The 24595-nt window shown below is 38.8% G+C and carries 19 protein-coding genes; 7 read left to right on the forward strand and 12 right to left on the reverse strand.

Annotated elements, in window-relative coordinates; translation table 11 throughout:
- Nucleotides 1-5: 5 nt before the first annotated feature.
- Together HWQ44_RS29790 and HWQ44_RS29795 are read left to right on the forward strand one after the other, a co-directional pair.
- On the forward strand, nt 6-380 hold the full coding sequence (locus HWQ44_RS29790; protein ID WP_292725551.1) for a hypothetical protein: 375 nt from the start codon (nt 6-8) through the stop codon (nt 378-380).
- A 234-nt stretch (nt 381-614) separates the two neighbouring features.
- The gene (locus HWQ44_RS29795; protein ID WP_292725552.1) at nt 615-1499 is read left to right on the forward strand and encodes a hypothetical protein; all 885 of its coding nucleotides are present in this window, start codon (nt 615-617) and stop codon (nt 1497-1499) included.
- Between the two features lie 311 nt (nt 1500-1810).
- Here HWQ44_RS29795 and HWQ44_RS29800 read toward each other — a convergent pair whose 3' ends face one another.
- The 8 genes from HWQ44_RS29800 to HWQ44_RS29835 all read right to left on the reverse strand — a co-directional run bounded on the left by HWQ44_RS29800 (nt 1811) and on the right by HWQ44_RS29835 (nt 11403).
- On the reverse strand, nt 1811-2845 hold the full coding sequence (locus HWQ44_RS29800; protein WP_292725553.1) for an Npun_R2821/Npun_R2822 family protein: 1035 nt from the start codon (nt 2843-2845) through the stop codon (nt 1811-1813).
- A gap of 16 nt (nt 2846-2861) precedes the next feature.
- Complete coding sequence (locus HWQ44_RS29805; RefSeq protein WP_292725554.1) at nt 2862-3752, reverse strand: Npun_R2821/Npun_R2822 family protein; 891 nt, start codon at nt 3750-3752, stop codon at nt 2862-2864.
- A 3-nt stretch (nt 3753-3755) separates the two neighbouring features.
- Nucleotides 3756-4736, reverse strand: coding sequence for an Npun_R2821/Npun_R2822 family protein (locus HWQ44_RS29810; protein WP_292725555.1), 981 nt, complete (start codon nt 4734-4736; stop codon nt 3756-3758).
- A gap of 3 nt (nt 4737-4739) precedes the next feature.
- The gene (locus HWQ44_RS29815; RefSeq protein WP_292725556.1) at nt 4740-5699 is read right to left on the reverse strand and encodes a glycosyltransferase family 10; all 960 of its coding nucleotides are present in this window, start codon (nt 5697-5699) and stop codon (nt 4740-4742) included.
- A gap of 42 nt (nt 5700-5741) precedes the next feature.
- Nucleotides 5742-6953 (reverse strand): glycosyltransferase, encoded by a 1212-nt coding sequence (locus tag HWQ44_RS29820; protein ID WP_292725557.1) that lies wholly within the window; start codon nt 6951-6953, stop codon nt 5742-5744.
- 4 nt (nt 6954-6957) lie between these two features.
- Nucleotides 6958-9207 carry an ATP-binding cassette domain-containing protein gene (locus tag HWQ44_RS29825; protein WP_292725558.1) on the reverse strand — a complete coding sequence of 750 codons (2250 nt, stop codon included), beginning with the start codon at nt 9205-9207 and terminating at the stop codon, nt 6958-6960.
- Between the two features lie 172 nt (nt 9208-9379).
- Entirely contained in the window at nt 9380-10543 is a 1164-nt protein-coding gene (locus tag HWQ44_RS29830; protein WP_292725559.1) for a glycosyltransferase family 4 protein, read from the reverse strand.
- 17 nt (nt 10544-10560) lie between these two features.
- On the reverse strand, nt 10561-11403 hold the full coding sequence (locus HWQ44_RS29835; protein ID WP_292725560.1) for a putative nucleotide-diphospho-sugar transferase: 843 nt from the start codon (nt 11401-11403) through the stop codon (nt 10561-10563).
- A 406-nt stretch (nt 11404-11809) separates the two neighbouring features.
- On the opposite strand from HWQ44_RS29835, the gene gloB reads away from it, so the two are divergent.
- From gloB to dnaB, 3 genes are all read left to right on the forward strand, one after another.
- Entirely contained in the window at nt 11810-12583 is a 774-nt protein-coding gene (gene gloB, locus HWQ44_RS29840; RefSeq protein WP_292725561.1) for a hydroxyacylglutathione hydrolase, read from the forward strand.
- Nucleotides 12584-12892: 309 nt separating this feature from the next.
- A complete protein-coding gene (rplI, locus tag HWQ44_RS29845) occupies nt 12893-13351 on the forward strand; it encodes a 50S ribosomal protein L9 (protein ID WP_094352304.1) in 459 nt (152 codons plus the stop codon).
- Nucleotides 13352-13499: 148 nt separating this feature from the next.
- On the forward strand, nt 13500-16349 hold the full coding sequence (gene dnaB / locus HWQ44_RS29850; protein WP_292725562.1) for a replicative DNA helicase: 2850 nt from the start codon (nt 13500-13502) through the stop codon (nt 16347-16349).
- A gap of 96 nt (nt 16350-16445) precedes the next feature.
- Here dnaB and HWQ44_RS29855 read toward each other — a convergent pair whose 3' ends face one another.
- From HWQ44_RS29855 to HWQ44_RS29865, 3 genes are all read right to left on the reverse strand, one after another.
- A complete protein-coding gene (locus HWQ44_RS29855; RefSeq protein WP_292725563.1) occupies nt 16446-16967 on the reverse strand; it encodes an FKBP-type peptidyl-prolyl cis-trans isomerase in 522 nt (173 codons plus the stop codon).
- 78 nt (nt 16968-17045) lie between these two features.
- Nucleotides 17046-17369, reverse strand: coding sequence for a phasin family protein (locus tag HWQ44_RS29860; protein ID WP_292725564.1), 324 nt, complete (start codon nt 17367-17369; stop codon nt 17046-17048).
- A gap of 343 nt (nt 17370-17712) precedes the next feature.
- Nucleotides 17713-18123, reverse strand: coding sequence for a 2TM domain-containing protein (locus tag HWQ44_RS29865; protein ID WP_292725565.1), 411 nt, complete (start codon nt 18121-18123; stop codon nt 17713-17715).
- Nucleotides 18124-18649: 526 nt separating this feature from the next.
- Between HWQ44_RS29865 and HWQ44_RS29870 the strand changes: the two genes are divergently transcribed.
- Nucleotides 18650-19534: a ParA family protein gene (locus HWQ44_RS29870; RefSeq protein ID WP_292725566.1), complete on the forward strand. Its 885-nt coding sequence runs from the start codon at nt 18650-18652 to the stop codon at nt 19532-19534.
- Between the two features lie 326 nt (nt 19535-19860).
- Nucleotides 19861-23244, forward strand: coding sequence for an amino acid permease (locus HWQ44_RS29875; protein WP_292725567.1), 3384 nt, complete (start codon nt 19861-19863; stop codon nt 23242-23244).
- A 73-nt stretch (nt 23245-23317) separates the two neighbouring features.
- Here HWQ44_RS29875 and HWQ44_RS29880 read toward each other — a convergent pair whose 3' ends face one another.
- A complete protein-coding gene (locus HWQ44_RS29880; RefSeq protein WP_292725568.1) occupies nt 23318-24469 on the reverse strand; it encodes a histidine decarboxylase in 1152 nt (383 codons plus the stop codon).
- Between the last annotated feature and the right edge of the window lie 126 nt (nt 24470-24595).

Genomic DNA, 24595 nt, shown 5'->3' on the forward strand with positions numbered 1-24595 from the left:
TTTTGATGTACTATTTTCCTCTGCAACCGCCCTATTTCCTCTTACTTGTTGGCTTTTTGACAGCATTAACATCTGGTTTGGCATTATCTGGCACTTTGAAAGTAATTGTGCAGAACTGGCCAAGCGATCGCACAGAAAATACTAAACCGCGTTCCTCACTGAAACAACTACTTGTACCATTTGTCGGCATAACTGGCGGTACTTGTCTATTTCTGTCTTCAGGGTTAGAGATATTTGGCTTTCCTTCATCCTTGGCTTTAGGAGTGGGTCTACCAATTAGTCTGTTTACTTGTTTGCTAGTTTGGTTGCAGTTAGGAAGTATGATGACCTTTATAGAACGTGAAGGAATGCAATCTCTAGATTTAGATTCTTTTTCTTAGATTTAGGGCACTCCAGGAACATTCAAATCAACCTAAATCTTTGCCGCCAGCAACTTATTTGCTGGCGGTTAATACTTATTTTTACTTAAATTTCACATTAAATATCTAATCACGTTAGAATTACGTAGGTATCTATAGTATCTCTGCTAAAACGATAGTTAGGAATACTCAGTTTTGCCCGAATTTTTTGTGCAAATTTTTATTTTTATCTTTTACAAAGGAGTTTTATAAACTATGAGTCAAGAAGAAAGAGAATTCTGCTTTTGCACCTTAGCCTTAGGTGAAAGATATCGCTCTCATGCCTTGCTATTAGCTCAAGATATTGAAAAACATTCACCTGGAACCAAATTTGTAATTTTAACAGATAAGCCACAGGAGTTTAGTGATTATTCTCATGTTTTAAGCTTTCCACATCAACAACAAAGCATTGGTTGTTACCACGATAAAAGATTTGTTATTGCCCAAGCACTATCACTCTTTAACACCTGCATTTTTGTTGATGTAGATATGCGAATTTTGGATAAAGTAGCACCAAATCTAAAATATCTTCCTGGAGTTACAGCAAGAAGTTGTACCAGTATGGTCAGACATAATAAAATTTACATTAGTTCAGTAAATGATTTGCACAAACCGAAGAGAATTAGGGATGTGGAAATTGTTAACAAGATAGCCCAAAAACTGGATTTGAATTTAGAGGATAATAATACCCAGTTTGTGATGGAAGTTTTGTTTGCAGTTACAAGGCAAGATGGGCGTGAAATTGAATTTCTCAAGCAATGGGAAACCATTGCATTATATTGTGAGTTAAACGGTTTTACTTGTGCTATTGGTTATGCAATAGGATTAGCTGCTGCTAAAGCAGGATTATCAGTTAGATGGGATGCGATGGAGGATATTGTTTATTTTAAAGATTGGGTAGAACGAGAAAAAATTAAAAAAGGGCAAGCAAATCCAGAAGAAAGCTTGATATATTTTCAACAGCATGATGCAATTGAATATCCGAAGCGTTCAATTGTGAAAAAGGTAGCACTTAGACTAGATAGAACTATCGGCTATTACTATCGTTCATTGCGTCTAAGACTTGCAACCTTGAGTAATTTTGATTTTTATTACAGATAAAGTACTTAAGACATCGCCACTACAAAACTAATACCAATTTAAAAAATAATTGCGACAGATGTAGGTTGGGTTGAAGAACGAAACCCAACGTGAGAAACCAGAATTTTGTTGGGTTTGACTACGTTCAATCCAGCTTACGCACCTGTAGCTTTATTTTCGGAAATTGGTATAAGTTTTAAGGAATTATATTTGTTAAAAATTATGTGGCGAATGGAGCAACTAAAGTATTTTGATGTCGCTTGTTGGCTCAATAAAAAACGTGTAAAATTTTCAACTATACAAAAGCTAATAAATCAGCCAATTTATTGATTTTATCTAGTAATTCTATCCTTTAAATTGCGATATTTTAGCTTAATATTGTTGACTCTTTGCTGAATAAAACTACTAGTAGACTTTTGCAAAAGCGTTAGCTGGCTTGGACGTGTAAAGCTTTGAGGACGTTTTTCAGGTGATTTTAAATAGCGATAATATAAGAAAAGATCGCGGTAAGGAATATCAACATCTTCGCCTCCACAAAGCCGCACAAAAGCTGAAGAAGATATACTCATATAATGTAAATACGTCAACCTCCGTCCTTGGTCGTAGAGGATATTATTTACCACATCAAATTGAGAACTCCAGTGATTACCAGTTGCCTGTTCGCAATCATGGCAGGCAAAGTTATAATAGGAAATTCCACTTCTCAATACCATGTAGTTAAATAAAGATTGGTCAGGCGCTAAAAAAGCCATTACATCTGCCTCACCTGAGGTTAACTTGTCAATTAAGTCGGCTCTTATCGCTGGAGAAAAAATATTTTTTTTAGTAGCAAACCAACCTGCACAAAATACTTGAGACTGCAAGTTTTCTGAGTTGAAAATTTGCTGCATCTGCTTTGGTGAACCATCAAAAATAAATTTTAAATCAGACTTATACTGAAAATCATTCACTACCCAATCATAAGTATCTAATTTTTCATATACATAATCTACGGACCCCATTAATAAGGTATCTGCATCAAAATAAATAAATCTATCAAAGGGGCCATCTATAGCACAAAATTTGCGGTGCATTGGCAACTCATAAAGTTCTGGGAAGCCCCACTCTCGCCAAGTTTTTTGTGCTCTAGGGTAATTTTTCCATATCTGAGTAGCAAAGTTATCCCAGTAAGCTATGGAATCAGAATCTTCAAATAAGCTGACATTCTCTCTAGATGCAATCTCTGCCTTTACTTTGTCTAACCGATCATTGTATGGAAGTATACAAATAGGAATTTTCCTACCAGCATTAGCTTCTATACTGTTGAGCAAGGCAACTAATTGGTCATAGACAACATCATTCGCTAGGATGTAAATACCATCAATCATTGGGATACTCCTAATATTAAGTACGGGCAGCAACAAAGGGAAATAAACGGCGAGTCAGTTTGGGGATGAAAGCGAATTTACCCTCATGAAGATAGCGATAGTGTTTCCACAATTGCCAATAAGGACTACCAGCTTTCATCCGTGTACCAGCCCAGTGGAGATATTTTAATCGTTGTCCTCGGTCATAGAGGGCATAGTCTTGCTGTTGAAAATTTTGCGAACCCGCCCAACTACCAGGCCCTCCCCCAGGAATTTTGACGAGATTGCCACGCTTGGCAATTAGCTTGAGTACAAGATAATTTAAAATTGGTTGGTCTGTAACTCCTTCAGAAAAATCGAAATATTCGCGGTGTACCGCACACTCGCGCAAAGCATCATCCATTTGTTGTTCGGTAATAACTCCTTTTCTCGAAGCCCAAAAACCACTATTGAAAACATCTTGGAGTTGAGCATCGGAAAAAATTTGCTGCTCTTTCACAAATGGAGAAAAGATATTTCGCAGCTTGTCATTGGCATGATGATAATCACAACAGAAGAAATCAACTTCTGAAAGTTTGTCTAAATTGTCGGCGATTTTTTCAAAAACGACAATATCCGTATCAATATAAATAAATTCATCTAAAGGGCCAAACCACGCCACCAGTTTACGCATTTTGTTGGGTAAGGCAAGGAAATCTCGATCAAAAATTTCTCCGATGCGTTTGGTAAATTTATCAATAAGTTCTAAATCTGGAAAAATTTGGACGTTATGTAAGGTTGCAAGCTGCTCTGCTACCTTGTGATAATTGTCATTAAAAGGGATGAGATAAACGGTTACTTCTTGGTCATAGTAACGAATGCTATTTAGTAAAGCGATCGCATTATCGATAACGCGGTCATTGGCAACTATATAAATGCCCCTACTCATAAATCATCCTTGTTTAATTAACTTAAGTTTTCGTAAAGCTCTTGAGATGAAATTTGGTACTGGAGCGTCATTATAATTTTTCGGGGGATTATTAAAGACTGGACGCTTTTCTGGTTCATGTAGGTAACGATAATAGAGAAATAAATCTCGATAGGGAAAATCAATATTTTCTCCAGCACAAACGGCTTGATTGATATTAGGAGGAATACCAATGTAATGAAGGTAAGTTAAGCGATTACCTTTGTCATAAAGAAGATGTTCTCGCTCCTGAAAGTGCTTAGATGTAGCAGAACACCCTGTTTTTTCATTATCTGGCAATTGACGGGCAAAGTTATAAATAGAAAGATTAGACCTCATGACCATATAGTTGATCAGTGGTTGCTCACCAGCACCGTCATACAAAATTTCCGCTTCACCATTTTGTAAATAGGATATCAGCAAATCTATTTGTTCTGAGTTAAATATTCCCCGTTTGCTACCATAAAAACCTGAGCAAAATATTTCGGAATCTATGCGCGTTTGCTCGAAAGTTTTTAGTAATTTGGGAGAATTAACATTATATATTTTACTAACGTCTTTAAATTGGAAATCGTAGACAACAAAATCATAACTATCTAGCTTTTCAAACACTGTCGCTAGTGAGTTCATCACCAAGGTATCTGCATCTAAATAGATAAATTTATCGAATGGCCCATCAAAAGCACAAAAACGACGGTGAGCGCCATAAAGACGAGATTTACTACGATTCAATCGTTCTGGCGCTGCTGCCAGCATAAATTGATCCCAACGGTTGATTGATTCTTGGTTATCGTAAAGGAATACATTCGGGCGTTTAGCTATTTCGTCACTAATACGCTGTGTTTGATCGTCGAAAGGATAGATACAAACAGGAGTTTCTGGCCCCAAGATAACATCAATACTGTTGAGCAAAGCCACCAGTTGATCGAAAACATAATCATTGCCAAGGGTACAAATACCATTCATAATTTATGAGTGTTGATCAACAAAGTTTGACAACCAGTTAAGCAGGTTTAGTTTATGTAAGATGATTTGACGTGCTTCTGCGATCGCATCCTTAGCCTGATACCAAGCATCAGGTGTAGATGTCACTTCTTGGATGTAGGCAATGCCTTTTTCATCTAGACTGGGCAACCGCAAAAAACTACCTGGTGGTAATAATTTATCAGCAGCCGGGCCACCATAGTAAATTGGTAGACACCAAGCAAGCAAACTATCCCAAAGTTTCTCACTCACATACCAATTATTATCAGCATAATTTTCAATTGCCAGATTGTAATAGTATGGTGCCATGCCATACCATTTGTTACCTAATTCTCCCGACTTTTTCGTCCATTCTGGTAAGTTACGTCCATACAAATCAAACTTAATGCCACTAGATTGTAACGACTGTAAAAAGTCTAAACGCTGGCGATGATTAACTGTACGGCTAATTCCTGAAGTAATCCAACTACATGGTGCAACCTTTTGAGGCGGTGGCATTTCATTTAAATCTTGAAATGAATTTGAGTGATACCAAATAGCAGGCATATAGTCAGGGATGGGAGCAAAATCATCGGGGCCAGAAATGTAGCTGGAATACTTCTGGGCGTGTTGATAATTATGATTAGTTATTTCGATAATTTCATCTAAAGGCGGTTCTCTTAGTAAATAAATAATCCGCTCTTTGTTGACACCACGCAGTAGAGAATCAACATTGACTACTGATTTTTGCTGATGTTTGCGAAAACTATCTAACCAAGATTTTTGTGGCGATGCTTGGGGAAAATCAAATTGATACATTAGCAGAAAATCTGGTTTTTCTGCCAGTGCCTGCATTTGTATATTGCCCCAAGTTCCAAATTGATGTGGGGTTTGTTGCCACAGCCAATCGGCTCTAGTTTCTAAACCTCGATAGCTGCTAATCATACCTACAGTTGTAATAGTCATTTTAGTTATTAATCATTTATTATTTTTCATGAGTTTTTTCCCTTACACAATCAGTTGAGGCAGCAGAGATTCATCAACATAACTAAGAATTTTTGCTGCTCGATTTTCCCAGGAAAACTGCTTGACAAACTCGATACTATCTGGATAACCCTCTACTTTTCTGGGATGAGTTTCTAAAACCCGTTTCAGACTTTCGGCAAATTTGCTGGGGTTATCTGGCTCACACCAAGCAGTAATAGACTGAGTATCTTGAAATTCAACTAATGAAGGAATTTTCGTGGAGACAATGGGAGTTCCAGAGGCGAAGTAGTCAAACAGCTTTAAGGGAGATGTGAAAGTTGCCGCTTTTCCCGAACAATGAGGGTGAGCTAAAACATCGGCTGCTTGTAGCAAAGATGCTAACTCATTATGCAAGACATAGCCCAAAAATTTAATATTATGAATCTGTTTTTCTTTGACTAATTGTTGATAGGATTCGACTTCTGTTGGCTTACCACCGGCACAGGCAAATTGCACATTAGGCATTTCATGAGCCACATCAATTAGTACATCAATACCTTTAAATTGCTGTAGCGCTCCCGCATAAACTACCAACTTTTGGCTTTCGTCTGCCAATAGTTTTTGACGCCATTCTGTGGCTTTTTCTGGTTGTCTCTGCATGAATAAGCGATTAAAACCATTGTGCAGCTTAATCACCTTTTCTGGTGGCATCCCATTTTTAATCATACTTTCGCGGATGGTGTCTACAACGGTGACAGCAATCTGCAACAACGGATTTGTCACAATTTCTGGCTCAAATGGCTTATCTTCATGGTGGTGATGTTCGTAAATTGCCGGAACACCATTTTTAATCGCAGCTTTGACAAAATTCCAGTTGCGGCTGTGGACAAGTTTAGTAGTTGGAAGGATGTGAAATGGTAAATAATACTTGCTGGCAATAGTGTTAGAGTCAGTAAATTTGCTCCGAAAATGGTCAATTGGCCAAGGCATCGGTAAGGGAGCAACTTTTAGTTTGTCATGGAGGTTGTAATATTTAACAAGTTCCGTTGGTGTTTGTCTCGGTTGAAAAGGACGAGCTAAATTAACTGGATTAATCGCTTTTGCTCCTTTGTCAGGGTATACCAAAACTGTTGAATATCCCAAGTTGGCAGCGGCGTTAGCTGCATTTGTAGACTGCACTAGGTGAGCCTCTGGCTGCGGTAACTCTTCACCAATGAAAAAAATGTAGTGTTTTTTTAAAGTAGGATTTTTCATAATTTTAGACATTAATACTATTTTCAAACTTTCCTAAATCATCAAGTAGATATATAGCAGATTCATAACTTTCAGTAATTAATCCATTTTGTTCTTCTGTGGTGGATGTCAAATTATCAGCTAGAGAGCGGAGAGAGCTAAGTATGAGGTTAAGAGAAGTCCGAAACTCAATGGAGATTTGATTAAAAATTTGATAATGGTTACTGATAATATTTTGATTATGATCAGAAATTGAGAGGATTTGCCCCCGAATTTGCAAGTTAATAACATCCTCAAAAACATCAATAGTGTTGAGAATTCTCAAGGCTGATTTATAAGAATCTTCAATTAATTCGTGCCGTTCTTGAGAATCATCTACTAAATCATCAAGTAATAAGCGTAGTAACCCAATCATCGAGTTCATCTGTGTCCGAATTTCGTGAGAGATGCGGAGCAAGCTTTGATTGTGTTTGGTGGCAGTTTCAGGACGTTCTGCAAATTGCATTGAGTACAAACGTGAGTAGTAACCACCCTTTTGTAAAAGTTCTTCATGGGTTCCTATCTCTACTACTTGTCCTTGATCTAATACGGCTATTTGATTAGCTTTTTGAACTGTGGAAAGGCGGTGAGCAATTACTAAGGTGGTGCGATCGCGACTCAAGTCATCAAGTGCAGCTTGTACTAAGCGTTCAGAAACGGTATCTAAAGCGCTGGTGGCTTCATCTAAAATCAAAATTTCGGGATTTTGGAGGAGGGCGCGGGCGATCGCTAATCTTTGCCTTTGGCCACCAGACAACATGACGCCGCGATCGCCAATTAAGGTGTCAAATCCCTGAGGTAATTTGCTAATAAATTCATAAGCATTTGCCCGCTTGGCTGCTGTCAGAATTTCATCTTCAGTAGCCTCTGATCGCCCATAGGCAATGTTATTCTGCACCGAGTCATTGAAAAGAAAGGTATCTTGACTGACAATTCCCATCCGCTTTCGCAGGGATATCACATCGAACTCCCGCAAATCGATGCCGTCAATGGTAATACTGCCAGCGATCGGGTCATAGAATCTGGGTAAAAGGTCTGCCAAAGTAGATTTACCAGCACCAGAACCACCTACTAATGCTAAGGTCGTGCCACGCGGTAAATATAAACTTACATCTTTGAGTACCAGCTTCTCATGACCAGGGTAGGCAAAGCAAAGAGAATTAAAAGACACTCCCTCTTCTACTTTGGTGTAGGGAAGTTTACCTTTGCTCATGAACGGCTTATCATGCAGGCTTAAAAACTCATTGGTCACATCCACACTGGTGGCGGTACTGGCAAAGTTACTGCGAATAGTATTTAGCTGAGAAATCAATGGCAGCACTCGCAGCAGCACTAATAAATATGTCAGGAGTACGGTGGAAAGAGAAGAAACCTGGTTAGCAAAGAAGGTTTTACTCAAAACTACAATCAGCAGCAAAGCTGTGATCCCCATCACCTCACTCAGGGGTGTAATCGCTTCCGAATTAACCTGAGATTCAAAATCTGCTAACTCGCGATCGCGAATTAATTTTTTAATCCGTTGATATTCTTTTTCTTCATTTCCCGTTGCCTTTACCAGCCGAATTCCGTTCAGAGTCTCCAGTACAGAGATGGAGTATGCTTTAGACATCTCACTAAGCTGCCTCCCAAAATTTTTAGATCGAGAAATAGCATACTGATTTACTAACGTCACCAACGACAGCAAAAGTGTAGCAACAATTGTCAACTGCCAAGAAATTGATAGCAATAAACCAACAAAAACTAAAATTGTGATTCCCAGGATAACTATCTTGACTGTACTACCTATAGAACTTGCAGCCCGGCCAATTTCTCCACCAAGACGGTTGATTAAATCACCAACTTTCGTTTTTGCATAATAATCTATATCAATTTCTAGTAATAGCCTTAATCCAGTTTCCCGCATATCCGATGTTAGCTTTCGGGTTAAGGAACTCGATGCTAAGGAACTGGCATAAGTAGCTAAGTTTTTTAAAAGAATTGTGAATATAATCGCCCCTGCCATTACTCCTATCCGGTAAGTTTCTGGAGTATTATCAAAGGGAGACATCAATCTTTTAAGAATGGGAGGAGCAGTGCTTAAATCTACTTCTTGCCCCACAATTTTTAAAACCACTGGCACAATTAAAGCTGTGCTAATCCCATTAAATAAAGCTCCAGAAAATCCTAACAATATTGTCAGCAGAATTAAACCTGGATAGGGTTTAGCGAATCTTAGTAGTAGTTTTCTGGTAGACATTGGGTATTTTTATGCAACTTTCACTTATTAATATTATTCACCAATTACTTGCCAAAGAAAGCTAATCATCAAATAAATAGGGCACTCCGGGACTGGCTACTGGGGAAGAAAATATGATTAAGATTTCTTGGGTTGCCAATCCCCAGTTCGATGCTCTCTGCTCAATCAAGATTCATAATCGAGCAATTACTGACTTGAGAGTAGAAGCCATAGCCTCTATACTATAGTGTTCCACACATCTTTCTCTTGCCTTGATACCTTGCTGATTTGCTGACTCTAAATTCTGAAAAATCAATTGAATTTTTTCCGCAATCTGTTCAGGACAAGCAGGCTCGACTAAATAACCAGTATTACCTAAAATTTGGGGAATATCTCCAACGCGCGTTGATAATACAGGTTTAGCCATTGCCATTCCATCTGTCAACTTCAGGGGAAATTGAGCACGAGTTTCTGGGGTATCTCGCTGGGGAACGACTACAATGTGAGCCGCTGCTACCAAATCAGGCATAACATCAGCTGGATACTTTGGTAATTTGATAATCCAGCGTCCCCACTTTTGTTGAAGTTGCTGATCGTAATTATCATAAGGACTGCCACCTACAATCACTAGTCTTAAGTCTGGCTGATCAATTTTATCGAGTGCTATAAGAACATCTTCTAGACCTTTATAGGGTCTTGGCGCACCAGGAAACATTAAAATACGATATTCAGATAAACCATAACGATTTCTGCTGGACTCTGCATCATAGCGAGCGGGATCAAATAAAGAAGTATCTTTGCCATTAGGAACAAATGTACCGCCAAAACGCTGCTGTAAAAATTTAGTATGCACTGTGACAGCATCAGCACTATTTACCAACCCTTCCATCCATTTGACGTACAAAGGATGATAAGGATTCCTGAGTGCACCGTCTGGTTTCAACAATTCCCTAGCTAATTGTTTAGGTGTGGGATGATAATGCCAGTCATCGCCACCGTACCAACTGAGTTCCCAATCATCTATGTCTAAAATTAAGGGTTTTCGGCTAAATATTTTCTTGAGTAGGGCAACTCCAAAACTCGCTATTTGTGGTTTTATAGCATAAATTATATCTCCATTAATTTTTGGTAAGATTTTCTGTATTTCTCCAAAAAAATCGGGAAAATTTTTCCCTGGTAAATTATAAACATTTAATTCTGATGGTAAATTACGATACAAGTTATTTCCAAACAAAAACCCCATAATTTCAACTTCATATTCTAAATTTTTTAGGGCTGTTGCTATCAAATATGCACGCAAAATAGCTGCACTTGATAAATCTGAAACCAACAGAGATATCTTGGAAAGTTTTTTCACTATTTTTATACTTATTTTTATTTAGTGCGCCAAGGATTTGTAACTTGATTCGGTAAAAATAGTTTAGCGAATCTGTCAAAAACCCTTGTATATAATGATCGACTAATATTTTTAGCATATTGAGGTCGATAAGGATAAGTACAGTGAAGAACTTTAATTTGATCCTGAATATTATAAGCATCCTGCCACTTGCTGAGATAATTATAGGTGGGTGGTAGGATTTTCATGTGAGGATGTACCGATGCGATCGCAGATGCAAAAGCTCCTTGATCTTTTAAAAGTAATTGATCTTGGTTATTTTTGACAATTTCAAAAAAACGTTTAAATTCGTCAAAAAATACCTTAGTGACTTCTGTTTTTCTAAAAGCTATCAACCCGCTATTATATTGCACACTATCTGCTTGCAACGGAAACCCGATAGATTGCAATATTGGCAAGACATTTGGCAAAACTTCTTCTTGCTTTCCACGCAATAAATTTGTGGCTTTAACAATAGAAGGTTGCACATCTTCAGTTAATAGCAAATCATATTCATCTAAATAGTCAAATACGTCGTTGATATCGGAAAGTAAACAAATATCTGAATCTAAGTAAATCGTCTTATCAAACTCAGAGGCTGCATATAGAGCCAGTTTTGCTTGCCGTGATGCTAAAACAGTATTTTCATTTGCAGGAGCAGGCTTTAAAATTACATTTTTGAAAGCCTTCAGAAAAGGGTAGAGTCCTGTTGGAACTTGGTCAATTAGAATAATGATCGGCTCTTGATGAAACTTTCTAATTGCCGCCAAAAAATGAATACAATCTTGAAAAGGGTAAAGTCCAGTTAAAATTGTAATAAAGCCTCTAGTTTGTGTTGACATAAATTAAAGTAACAATTGTTGTTTAGTTTGAAAATTAAATATGTATTTATTCTCAAAAAATCTTCCTCTAGTTTTAGTTATACCCAAATTCGATAGAGTAGAGATAAGCAAAATATGAACTTGACAATTGATTATTTTTTGACTTAAGAATAATCAATTAAATTTAACTTTGTATTTGTAGCTATTCCCAGAGAAATTTCACTGATAATTTCATCTGAAATTAACTTTATTTAAGTATAATTACTGTGTAAGCACGGTTGTATAATATCATAGTTAATATTGGATATAGCTATAATAAACAAAGTATAAATACTTGATATAGTTTGTAGAGGAAGCACTATTATTCACTCGAATGTAGGATTGCTACTCAATACCAAACATTTATGTTGTAAGGGAGGCAGAGGTAATGCAGGTAATCCGTCTGGAAGCACTCTCAGACAACTACATATTCTTGTTACACGACTATAAACAAAATATCGCCGCTGTTGTCGATCCAGCGGAGGCTCAACCAGTTTTAAAGAAACTGGCTGAATTAAAAGCTGAGTTGGTAGCAATTTTCAACACGCACCACCATAACGATCATGTAGGTGGTAATAAGCAATTAATAGAAAAATTCCCCCAACTAATAGTTTATGGAGGAGCCGAAGATCGTGGTAGAATTCCGGGACAGCAGGTGTTTTTGCAACAAAGCGATCGCGTCCAGTTTGCAGACCGCATAGCTGAAGTTATCTTCGTTCCCGGACATACCCGCGCTCACATCGCTTACTACTTTCCCCCCGAAAAAGCTGGTGAGACAGGCGATTTATTTTGCGGCGATACCTTATTTTCTGGTGGTTGTGGTCGCTTGTTTGAAGGAACACCAACTCAAATGGTAGACTCTTTAAGCAAACTGCGCTCTCTACCTGATGATACACACGTCTGGTGTGCCCACGAATACACCTTAAAAAATCTGCAATTTGCCCTAACAGTAGATGGCGACAACGCCGACTTACAAAAGCGCTTTAATGAAGTCAAGGCTTACCGTAGTAGAGGAGAAGCTACCATACCCTCGCTACTGGGAGTGGAGAAGCGAAGCAATCCCTTTTTACGTTGGGATCAGCCATCATTACAATCAACCGTTAAGAGTAGCGATGGAGTGCAAACCTTTGCGCGGATACGAGAAATGAAAAATAACTTTTAGTCATTGGGCATTGGGCATTGAAAAGAGGCAGAGGGGCGGGGTGCAGGGGGCGGAGGGGAAAACCCTTCTCCCTTGCTCCCTGCTTCCTTGCTCCCTGCTCCCTTGCTTCTTCCCCAGTCCCCAGTCCCCAGTCCCCAGTCCCTAATCCTCCAACTTTCTAGGGCGAATAGTTGCGATCGCACCCTTCCTTTCGCTACGATCTGTAAGCTTTAGGGTATTAGGGCAAGAAGCTTGGAATACAGCACTGACATTATGAGCTATCTTACCCAAACCCAAATTAATCAGATTTTACAGGAAAAACGAAAAACGATGGCGAAACGTGTGCAGTTAGTTTTAAATCAGGATATCAGCAAGCTGGGAAAATCTGGCGACTTAGTAGAAGTAGCTCCTGGCTACGCTCGTAACTATCTTATTCCCCAGAAATTGGCAACCAATGCCACTCCTGGTATTCTTAAGCAAGTAGAACGCCGTCGTGAACAAGAGCGTCAACGGCAATTAGAACTCAGACAACAAGCTCTTGAGCAAAAAGAATCTTTAGAAAAAGTTGGCAGCTTGACAATTGCCAAGCCAGTTGGTGAAAACGAAGCGATTTTCGGTACTATCACCACCCAAGATGTTGTAGATGCAATTAAGGCAGCCACTGGTCAAGAAATCGATCGGCGTGGCATTACCATCCCCGATATTAACCACCTTGGTACTTATCAAGCTGAAATTAAGCTGCATTCGGAAGTAGCGGCACAAGTCGATATTCAAGTAGTCGCTAGTTAACTCAGGGGAGACACGCAGGGATGAGGGAGCAAGGGAAGTAAAAGTGAATAACTCCTAACTCTTGTACAGACGCGATTAATCGCGTCTCTAATCCTACACAGACGCGATTAATCGCGTCTCTAGCAAAATCTCAAAACTAAAATCGTTTATGGCTGAAGAATTGAGTTTTCAAGGCGATGGTAGCGATGCCTATGGCGGTAAGCTACGCCTCCCACCACAAAATATTGAGGCGGAAGAAGCGATTTTGGGGGGTATTTTGCTAGATCCAGAAGCGATTAGTCGAGTTAGCGATCGCCTCCTACCCGAAGCTTTTTACATTAGCGCTCACAAAGATATTTATCAAGCAGCTGTGAGGCTCCACGCCCAAGGTAAAGCCACAGACTTGCTCTCAGTCACAAGTTGGCTGACAGACCATGAAATGCTAGCCCGCATTGGTGGCAGAAATAAATTAGCAACTCTGGTAGACCGCACAGTTTCAGCCGTGAACATCGACGCCTTAGCAGGGTTAGTGATGGACAAATACCTGCGGCGGCGCTTAATTAAAGCTGGTAATGAAATTGTACATCTTGGTTACGAAACAGAAACCGAGTTACCACAGGTTTTAGATCAGGCAGAACAGAAAGTTTTCGGCGTTACTCAAGAACGTCCCCAATCGGGTTTAGTTCACATTTCTGATACTCTAATTAATAATTTCCAGGATATTGAAGATAGAAATCAAGGTATTGCCTTACCTGGGATTCCCTGTGGATTTTACGATTTAGATGCTATGACTAGCGGTTTTCAGCGTTCAGATTTGATTATTATCGCGGGCCGCCCATCAATGGGGAAATGCCTCAGCCATGATTCAGAAATAGTTTTGGCAGATGGAACAATTACCACAATTGAAGAATTATATAAACAACGTCATGGCTCATTATTGACGCTAAACAACGACTGGAAATTTACCTTTACTCAACCCTGTGCATTTGTAGATGATGGTATCAAACCAGTTTTTCGGGTAACAACTCGCTTAGGTAGGTCTATTGAAACTACAATCACTCACCCATATTTGACTATTAAAGGCTGGCAAAAATTAGGAAATCTGACAGTTGGCGATCAGATTGCTGTTCCGCGAAAAATAAATATATTTGGTACAGAAACAATCCGTGAGTGCGAAGTAAAGTTATTAGCATACTTAATTGGCGATGGTGACTTAACTAACTGCACTCCACGATTTACAAATAGTAATCCGTTATTGCAAGCAGAATTTTCTCAAGCAGTTGCTGATTTTGTTGGTTTAAAAATTCGCTGGCAAGATTCTCAAAGTACACGCACACCATCACTTTGTGTACGTGGAGATTTGGAGTTTATTACTATTCAAAGACAGATTTTTGCTGAAAGTTTTAAACTAGCGATTCAATCGCAGTCATTGACAGGAAAAGAAATAAGTAAATTAGTTGGAGTCAGTCCTACTTTACTTTGCGCTTGGAAGCAAGGAGAGTGTGTACCAAATTTAGAAACTTTTGAGCTATTATGCGAAATTTTACAATTAGAGTCAGAAGAGTTTGTATCTCATGGATTTGCTTGCATGAGCAAATCTCGGAAGAATTCGCTAACACTTTGGTTAGAAGAATTAGGTTTATGGGGCAAAAATGCTCATTCTAAAACTATCCCAAATATCGTTTTTAAATTAGAGCGATCGCAAATAGCCTTATTCCTTAATCGTCTCTTTGCTACTGATGGATGGGCTGCACTACTTACTAGCGGTCAATCACAGTTAGGCTATGCAACAGTCAGCGAGAAACTAGCAAGACAAATTCAACATCTTTTATTAAGATTTGGCATTATTGCATCACTTAAAAAACGGTCTGTCAAGTATAAAAACACCCGCAGACCAGCGTGGCAATTAGATATTACTGATGCCTTATCTATCAAAAATTTTATCGCAGAAATAGGTATCTTTAGTAAAGAAGAAACAATAGCAAAAGTTGCAGCCGCAATATCTCAAAAAAGATATCAAACTAATCGTGACTTGATACCTGTAGAGATTTGGGAACAAATAGCAGTAGCAAAAGGCAATGAAACTTGGAGTAGTTTAGCCAGACGGGCTGGTATTCAAGGCTATACAAATATGCATGTTGGTAAACGTGCTTTAAGGCGGGAAAGACTTTGGGTACTAGCTACAGCTTTAGATAATTTACCACTTCAACAGTTAGCAACCAGTGATATTTATTGGGATGAAATAGTTGCGATTGAGTCGGTGGGGAACAAGCAAGTTTATGACTTAACAATTCCAGAAACACACAATTTTGTTGCTAATGATATTTGTGTACACAATACAGCATTTTGCTTAAACCTTGCTCATAATATCGCCGCTTCTTATAAATTACCAGTTGCTTTTTTTAGCTTGGAAATGTCCAAAGAGCAACTGACGCAACGTCTATTAGCAAGCGAAGCCCAGATTGAAAGTAGTTATCTGCGAACTGGTCGCCTCAGTCAAACACAGTGGGAACCTTTAAGCCGTGCTATTGGTATTCTCTCTGAAATGCCAATTTATATTGATGACACGCCGAATATTACAGTTACACAAATGCGTAGTCAGTCAAGAAGACTGCAAGCTGAAATTGGAACTGAATTAGGATTAATTGTAATAGATTACTTGCAATTGATGGAAGGAGCAGGTGATAATCGCGTACAAGAATTATCAAAAATTACGCGTCAACTCAAAGGTTTAGCGCGTGAATTATCTGTTCCAGTTATTGCCTTATCTCAGTTGAGTCGAGGTGTGGAAGCACGTACTAACAAACGCCCGATGTTGTCAGATTTGAGAGAATCCGGTTCGATCGAACAAGACGCGGATTTAGTAATAATGTTGTACCGCGACGAATATTACTCTCCCGATACTCCCGATCGCGGCATTGCAGAAGTGATTATAGCTAAACACCGCAACGGGCCTACAGGGACTGCGAAACTTTTATTCAATCCACAGTTTACGAAGTTTCAAAATTTAAAAATTTAGCCATTGAATTGGGGATTGGGTACTGGGGATTGGCGACTGGAGACTGGGAGAAGCCAATGCCCAATGCCCGATGCCCCATGCTCTATGTCCCTGTCCCTATTTAACTCCCAGCAATTCTACATCAAACAGCAGAGTTGCGTTGGGTGGAATCACACCACCAGCACCACGAGCGCCATAGCCTAACTCTGGGGGGATAATTAACTGACGACGACCGCCTACTTTAATTGTGCTAACTCCTTCATCCCAACCTTTGATCACCTGTCCAATGCCGATTTTAAAGCTGAAGGGTTGGCCGCGATCGCGTGAACTATCAAACTGAGTGCCATCTTCTAGAGTGCCGACATAGTGAACTTCAACCGTTTGTCCAGGTTTAGGAGTCGCCCCAGTCCCCTCTTTTAACTCGACATACTTTAATCCAGAGGGAGTGGTTACGGCATTAGCATCAGACATAGTATTACTCGCAATTAAGATATTGTTTTCAGTTACAGTTGTGGACGCTGGCGGCGTTTGGGTTAACTCGGCAGCAATGGCAGTATTCTGTTTACTGCCTACTTGCCCCACAACCAAAAGCACAACACACACCAGCATGAACGCCACGCTGAGGAAAATTGGTTTCAAAATCAGTTCTCCTTACTTAAGTATCCTGGCAAAAAGATTACCAACAGGACACATTTAGTTTAAATCAGAAAGGGCATTCTAACGCCAAAGCTTATTTTCTAAATCGCGCACTTGACGCTCTAAACGGTCAATTCTACCCCTCAGTTCGTCCACTTCTGACTGGCGAGCCACCCCCAAATCCTGCATCATATTTCGCATTTGCCGTTGCACTTGAACATCTAAGTTTCCCTGTTCCGACTTTAACTGCTGGGCAATATCATCTATTACCGCCTTGGCTTGCTCAGGATTGAGCTTACCGTCTTTAACTAAATCATCGCTGACTTGCCGCAGTTTTTCTGCTACTAAAGACGTTGTGCCAAGACCCACCATCATTAGCTGTTGCAACCAGTTGTTGTTGTCCATACTCCCTTCCTCTTACTTGTTAACCAGCCGACCCTTGCTCCTAAGTGTAGGCAATCAAACTATGCTGAAAGCGTAGTTATTCTAGCCTACAGCTCTATTTTGGCAAATTGGCAAGCACAAGGATCAAAGGAGGTGGTTATAGAACTCCTCAAGTTTAAGGTTGCCCCAAATTTACCTATTTTCGCGATGTTTTAGAGACTATTTCCTATAAATTGCGAAGCTCACACTCACTTCAAAGGGTGAGTGTGAGTAGTTCACGGAAAGATTTTATCTAGAAGGACGCACAAATTTGGACAACAGCGAAGCGATCGCTGAATATCCAGGATTTCTCGGCAAAGGGAAGTTAAATTTGTGTCCGCCATTTCTGAAAGGCTATTTCGTAATCCTCTGATTTACTGTGATAAACACTCCACCAATGAAAAAATAGTCCTAACCCCCATCCTAATACTGGGAAAATAGCCCAAAAATAACTAGGACTAGTGATTAAATTCAAGATAATGAGGAATAAATTCACTGCTAGGAAGGAAACAAAGTGTGTCCAAAAGGCTCTGCGTCGGAAAGTATTAAATGTGTGTCGCGAACCTTCCTCTTCTTGTTGAGCCAACCACTTTTGTTCAGTTGTTTCCAAAATATTAGAAGAAATACCTAACTCAGATGCCATTTCTAAAAGCTGTTCTCGTGAAAATTCACCTTCCTGTTTACGAGTGAGTGCTATTTGCAGGATTTGTTGGACATCTTCTGAATCGTAAGTCATTTTAATTACCTTATAAGTTTGTGTGTAAAGGCGCCTTTGATTTCACGAAATTATCGCTTGGCTTCGTTCAATTCAGTTAGCGAATGCCTCCGGCACGCTACGCGAACGCATCCACATTTTGCACCCAATACTTAGTGATATTCACAACACTATTATTTTCTCATAATTCATTTAGGACTACTGTATTTGTCAATACCTCTATAATTGCTTTGATGAGACGCTGTTAAACTATTTTGCATTATGGGGTAAAAGATGCTGGGAGACCGATTTCAGGTAAAGATTCAACTACATGTTGCTGCCTTAATCGAGTCAATATTGCTGAAATCACTCTTTTTAATTTCCGAAAATATTAAATTTAATGGAAGATTTAAGATATCGGGAGGGGTGTACGCTACCTAGTAGTCTGTCAAGTTTGATTTGATAGGTTCGTAGTTTGTGCTTTAGCGCTAACTACGAACAATCCGCACCCCTCAATTCTTTCTTAACAAACCAGTAGATGGGAATGCGTCAATAGAGGATTCAATCAATGGGATATGTAATTGCTACTGCAAATATGAAAGGTGGCGTTGGGAAAACCACCCTCACCGTCAACTTAGCTACCTGTTTAGCTAAAAATCATGGCAAGCGGGTGCTTGTCCTTGATTTAGACAGCCAAATTAGTGCCACACTCAGTTTGATGTCGCCTTTAGATTTTGCCAAGCGTCGTAAACAAAACAAGACATTTAGGTATCTGATAGACGAAGTTATTAATCCAGACCCACAAGCAAAACTCACAATTCAGGATATTGTTCAATCCCAGGTTTGTAATCTGCCAGGACTGGATTTATTACCGGGAGATATCGATTTGTATGATGAATTTGTGGTTTCAGAAATGTTGCATCAACAAGCAACTGCTTTGGGTGAACAAGACTTTGAAACAATCTGGAATCGTTTTGAAAGGGTCTTAATTAATAACATCTTAAAACCAGTACGCCAAGAATATGATTTTATTCTTCTCGATTGTGCCCCAGGATATAATCTATTGACTCGTAGCGCTTTAGCTGCTAGTGATTTCTACATACTTCCTGCTAAACCCGAACCATTATCTGTAGTGGGTATTCAACTGCTAGAAAGACGGATTGCCCAATTAAAAGACAGTCACGGACATGAAACCAAGATAGATATAAAAATGCTGGGAATTGTATTTAGTATGTCCAGCGCTAACCTGCTCACTGGTAGATACTATAAACAAGTAATGCACCGCGTTGTCGAAGATTTTGGTGTAGAAAAAATTTGTAAAGTACAAATACCAGTTGATGTCAATGTTGCTAAGGCTGTTGATAGTTTTATGCCAGCTGTTTTAAATGCTCCCCAATCAGCAGGTTCAAAAGCTTTCTTTCAGTTAACTCAAGAGTTGCTGCAAAAGCTATAGCCCTACTTAATCATCCATGAATAATACGATTTCCGACTTATTTAATAAGTCGGAAATCTGAATTTTTTGATCTTATCAAAGTTTGAATAAAAATAACTTATACTTGCTCCGTAAAAAGCAAGGTATGTGGAAAAAATCTCAAAGATAAAATTATTTATTCAAGGAAAAAACCTCAGACATGGGGTTAATCTAAAATCTAAAATCTAAAATCCAAAATTCAGTAACAACTAAGTTATTCTTTCCTAAAGTTCAGCAGTTATACGGAAGCTATAAGCAGCGAAATTCAGCTATTGAGTGAAAAGGCCAGTAAATTTCACTAAGAAACAATGGTTAGTAAAGATTCTGCACCGGCAGATAAAAATCAGCACTTGCTAATGCGCCTACCACGGACTCTGAGTTATCTCGAAACCTGGGGCTTTGGGTTAACAGGTCATGTTGGATGGATTGGTACTGCCCCCATCATTCATGCAGCGTTAGGGTCTAAAGCTATCTTAGTTTGGTTTTTTGGCACAATCATTTCCTTTTTGCTTAACTTGCAGGTACAAAAGCTAGGTAGACATTGGTCAGATGTGGCTGGAGGAACACCAAACTATACTACAAGGCTATTAAAGAATTTTCCTGGCTTAGGTCGTTACGTAGCCTTAGGATACTTTTTTAGCTGGGCAGCAGCACCAGCACTGTATGCGATTATTCTCACCAACCTAATTAAAGTCAATTTTGAAACATTAGGTATTTCTTGTCCAGAAACTTTCTTAAAAGTTGTATTTACAGCAATTCCTTTCATTTTAGCGTTCAGTGGCACTCGTGCTTTAGCACTTCTACATTTATTTTTTGTATTCCCAGCGATTTTATTACTGTTATTGTTTTGTATTCAAGGCGTACTATGGTTAGCCTTCTCAACTCCTAGTTTTAAATTTATCTCAACTAGTACAAATAGCCTGAGCTTTGAAGAATGGGCAAAGTGGTTTTTTCTAGCTAGCTATTCAATTTATGCTTGTGAAACCACTTCTTCTTTTGTTGCTGATAGCCGTCACCCATATAAAACTTTAAGGTTCTTAACGGTAGCGGCTTGGTTAATTCCTCCGGTGTTTCTAGGTGGTTCTTGGGTATTAATGTGTTCGACTCCAAATTCAACAATAGGTGACGATGCGTACTTAAATCTGGTAGCGGCTTCTAAGCCTTTTTGGGGTGAGTCTGCCTCCTTTCTAGTAACACTTTTGATTACTATATCTTGCCTTCTCAGTTCTGCTACGGCAGTTTCCAACTCTCCTCGCATATTATACCAGCTTGCCTTAGACAGACAGCTTTCTCCCATATTTGCATTAGTTTCTCGTCAAGGTGTCCTTGGGCCAGCTATTTTAGTTACCTTTTTACTCAGTTTACTTTGTCTAAATTTGGGAAATGTATCACAACTTGTCACAGTAGCAGGTACTTGTTATCTCATGTCCATTATGGGACTACATCTGGGATTATGGCTGTGTCGGGGCAAACCGTATGTGTTATGGCCTTGGTGGTCACTTGGTTTTTTCTTGGTAGAAGCGGTAGTTCTAATAGTGGGAGGTTTAGCTTGGAATTGGAGAGATTTTTTAGTGGGATTATTATTGCCTATTCTTCTAATAATAGGAGATGTATCGCTACATCGTTTCAGATTTGCGCCATTACACCCAAACTGGTGGACACAGCGTTACGACACTAGCTCTAGTAGAAACAATCCAGACTTTGTGGTACTACAAGTAACTGTTTTAGTATCATTAATTTGTATTACTGCCACAATCAGTTGGGTGATTCGCGATTTTTTAGATCGATTTTCTAATAATCCTCAAAACTCTTTATTGGCTATTCTATTAGTAACTCTTTCTTTTGCCGGGGTAGCGATCGCTTGCTGGACAACCTTACCACAAATTATTGCTATTGATGAGGCACGCAAACAAGCAAGAAACTTATTTATCACTACTCTCGATACCGTTCCAGATACTGTTTTAGTCTTAGATGAAAATGGGACAATTTCTCAGATAAATGCTGCTGCTGAAGAATTATTTCAAATAAGTGTTCATCAGTTAATTGGGCAGAAATTGAATCAAATCCTAATATGCTATCGTGGCAAACCGGAGCAATGGTCTATTAGAAGTGAGCAAACTTTAAAAATTAACCAAGGTTTACGAATTGTTGAATCGACTATTTCACAGCCATTTAATTCGCAGCTACGAGAGTATGTTGTTATTGTCCGTGACATCACTAGGCGGAAGCTAGCAGAGGAAGAATTAGTCCAGTACCGTTATCAACTTGAGCAGTTGGTACTAGAACGTACTATTGAACTTATTAGAGTTAATCAACAACTTCAACAAGACATTATCAAGCGTCAAGAAGTACAAGAGCAATTACTGCACAATAGTCTTCATGACGAGCTAACTGGATTACCGAACCAACGATTATTTATGGAGCGGGTGCAGCAAGCAATAGAACAGACTAAACAGCAAAATAATTATTTATTTGCCGTACTCTTCTTAGACCTAGACCGCTTTAAAGTTGTTAATGATAGCCTTGGACATCTACTAGGAAATCAACTTTTGATTGCAATTTCTCATCGACTAAAGTCAGTTCTGCGAGTCGGAAACATAGTTGCTCGTTTTGGCGGAGATGAGTTCACAATCTTAATTGAGGAAATTGAGGATATTAGCACTGCTATACAGGTCGCCGATCGAATTAAAAAGGTTCTAGCTTTGCCATTTCAATTAAATGAGCATCGGGTGTTTACTAATGTTAGTATTGGCATCGCTTTAAGTAGAGCAGATTATGAGCAAGCAGCGCAAATTCTACGTGATGCTGATGTGGCGATGTATTGTGCCAAAGCACTTGGTAAGGCACGTTATGAGGTTTTTGATCCAAAGATGCACGAGGGTGCAGCTTTGCTCTTAGAGTTAGAAACTGCTCTGCGACATGCGCTGCTCAAGCAAGAAGAATTTCGCCTTGATTACCAGCCAATTGTTTCACTGACAACTGGCAAAATTATTGGATTTGAGGCACTGTTACGTTGGTATCATCCAGAACGAGGACTTATTTCCCCTCAAGATTTTATTCCCCTAGCTGAGGAAACTGGAATGATTGTTACTATCGGACAATGGGTGCTTTATGAAGCCTGTCACCAAATGCACGCATGGCATAAACAATTTCCTACCTCAATACCTCTGACAATTAGCGTAAATTTTTCTGGTAAACAAATCACGCAACCCGATGTGTTTAAAGAGGTTAAACATATTTTGCAGCAAACTGGACTGGAACCATGCTATTTGAAATTGGAGATTACTGAAACCTTGTTGATGGATAATTTTGAATTGGCTACCACTGTGCTTTCTCAGTTAACAGCGCTGAATGTCGAGATGCACATGGATGATTTTGGTACTGGTTATTCATCTTTGAGTTATCTGCATCGCCTACCAATTAAAACACTTAAGATTGACCGCTCTTTTGTCACTACTATAGGTAGTCGAGGAGAAAATTTAGAAATTATTCGAGCGATTGTGACATTGGCTCATAATTTAAATATGTCTGTAACAGCAGAAGGGATAGAAACTGTAGAGCAACTAGCACAATTGAAGGCTCTACAATGTGATTATGGACAAGGGTATTTTTTCTTACCACCGATGGAACGTACAGAAGTAGAAAGATTACTTGCGGCTAACTTATGCCGTAAAAATTTTTTAAAGAGATAAAATCAGGGAATTAAATTCTATTTAGAGAAACACCTTGTTAAATTGAGCGATTAACTTGACTTGATAATCTATATTAGTATCGTACTGGCTGTAGATGGAAATCTTCTACATTATTAAGTAACCCTTCTTCTAACAAAAGTTCATTAACAAAAACATCGATTTTCTCTCGATTAATATTTTGCATAACTACAATGTGTACCCAGGTTTCAAAAATCGCTAACTGCCATTTTTTAATTAGCCTTTGAGAAGGTTTTTGAAAGACTACGGTATTGGAAAAATTATTGAGCATACATGGATATTCTCTGATTTTCAGTTGTTGAAAAAGATATTGAGCATTATCAATACAGGTCTTTGCTTCTCTAGCTAATCCATTATAACCTCTTGTTTGGATTGCATACCAGAGAATCAGAGGGGTATGACCGTTTCTAGAACCTAGAATTGTTGTATCTGTCGAACCAATATATTCAATTGCTGTTTCAACTTTTTCTACCCATTTTTTCTTAGTTAAAATAACACCACAAGGTAAGGGAGAACCAATGAATTTAGCAGAAATAGCTATACTATCTATGGGTTTTTGAAAGTTAACTTGTGGAGCGCCATCTAAAAACGGTAATATTAATCCTGAAAGGGCGGCATCACAATGGATATAGTAATCTTGAATCTGATTGCGCTCTAAAATTTCTAGAACTTTGTCTAAGTTATCAATCGCACCTTTGACAGTAGTGCCAATATTTAAATTTATGATCGCTGGATAATTACGATTTTCACTAATTAGTTGTTCAAAATGCTCGTAATTTATCTCTCCATGAATTTGCGAATTAACAACATTATGTTGGATACGGAATAATTTGGCTGCTTTGGGTATGGAGTAATGAGAGTCTTGTGATGAGTAAAGAATCCCATTAGGGTAAATTTCCCTTGCTAAGAATATTCCATATAAATTACCTTCAGTTCCGCCAGCAGTAACATAACCCCAAAACTGATTTTCTGGAATCTTATAGAGGTGAGCGAAAAAAGATAATACTTCTTGCTCAAATTTACGAGAATGAAGACCAAAATCTGGCTCAATATATGGATCTCCAGCATTATTTAACATAAAGTTGAAAAATTTGGCGATCGCACTGTAATCACAACTTAAATTATATGGATAGCCTGCATGAAACTGCGATCGCTGTTCTATTTGCAGCAAAAAATCTGTCAACTCTTTAGCAACTTTATTTGACATATCTCTGTATCTCTTAAATTTTGATTGATTTAATGGATGTTTTAATCTACATTATACGTATTAATCCATACCTTTAGATTTTCTTAATAATATATTTTATTGGTGCTATTGTTCAATAGTGGAGAG

The sequence above is a fragment of the Nostoc sp. JL34 genome, from assembly GCF_017114945.1.
Taxonomy (GTDB): domain Bacteria; phylum Cyanobacteriota; class Cyanobacteriia; order Cyanobacteriales; family Nostocaceae; genus Nostoc.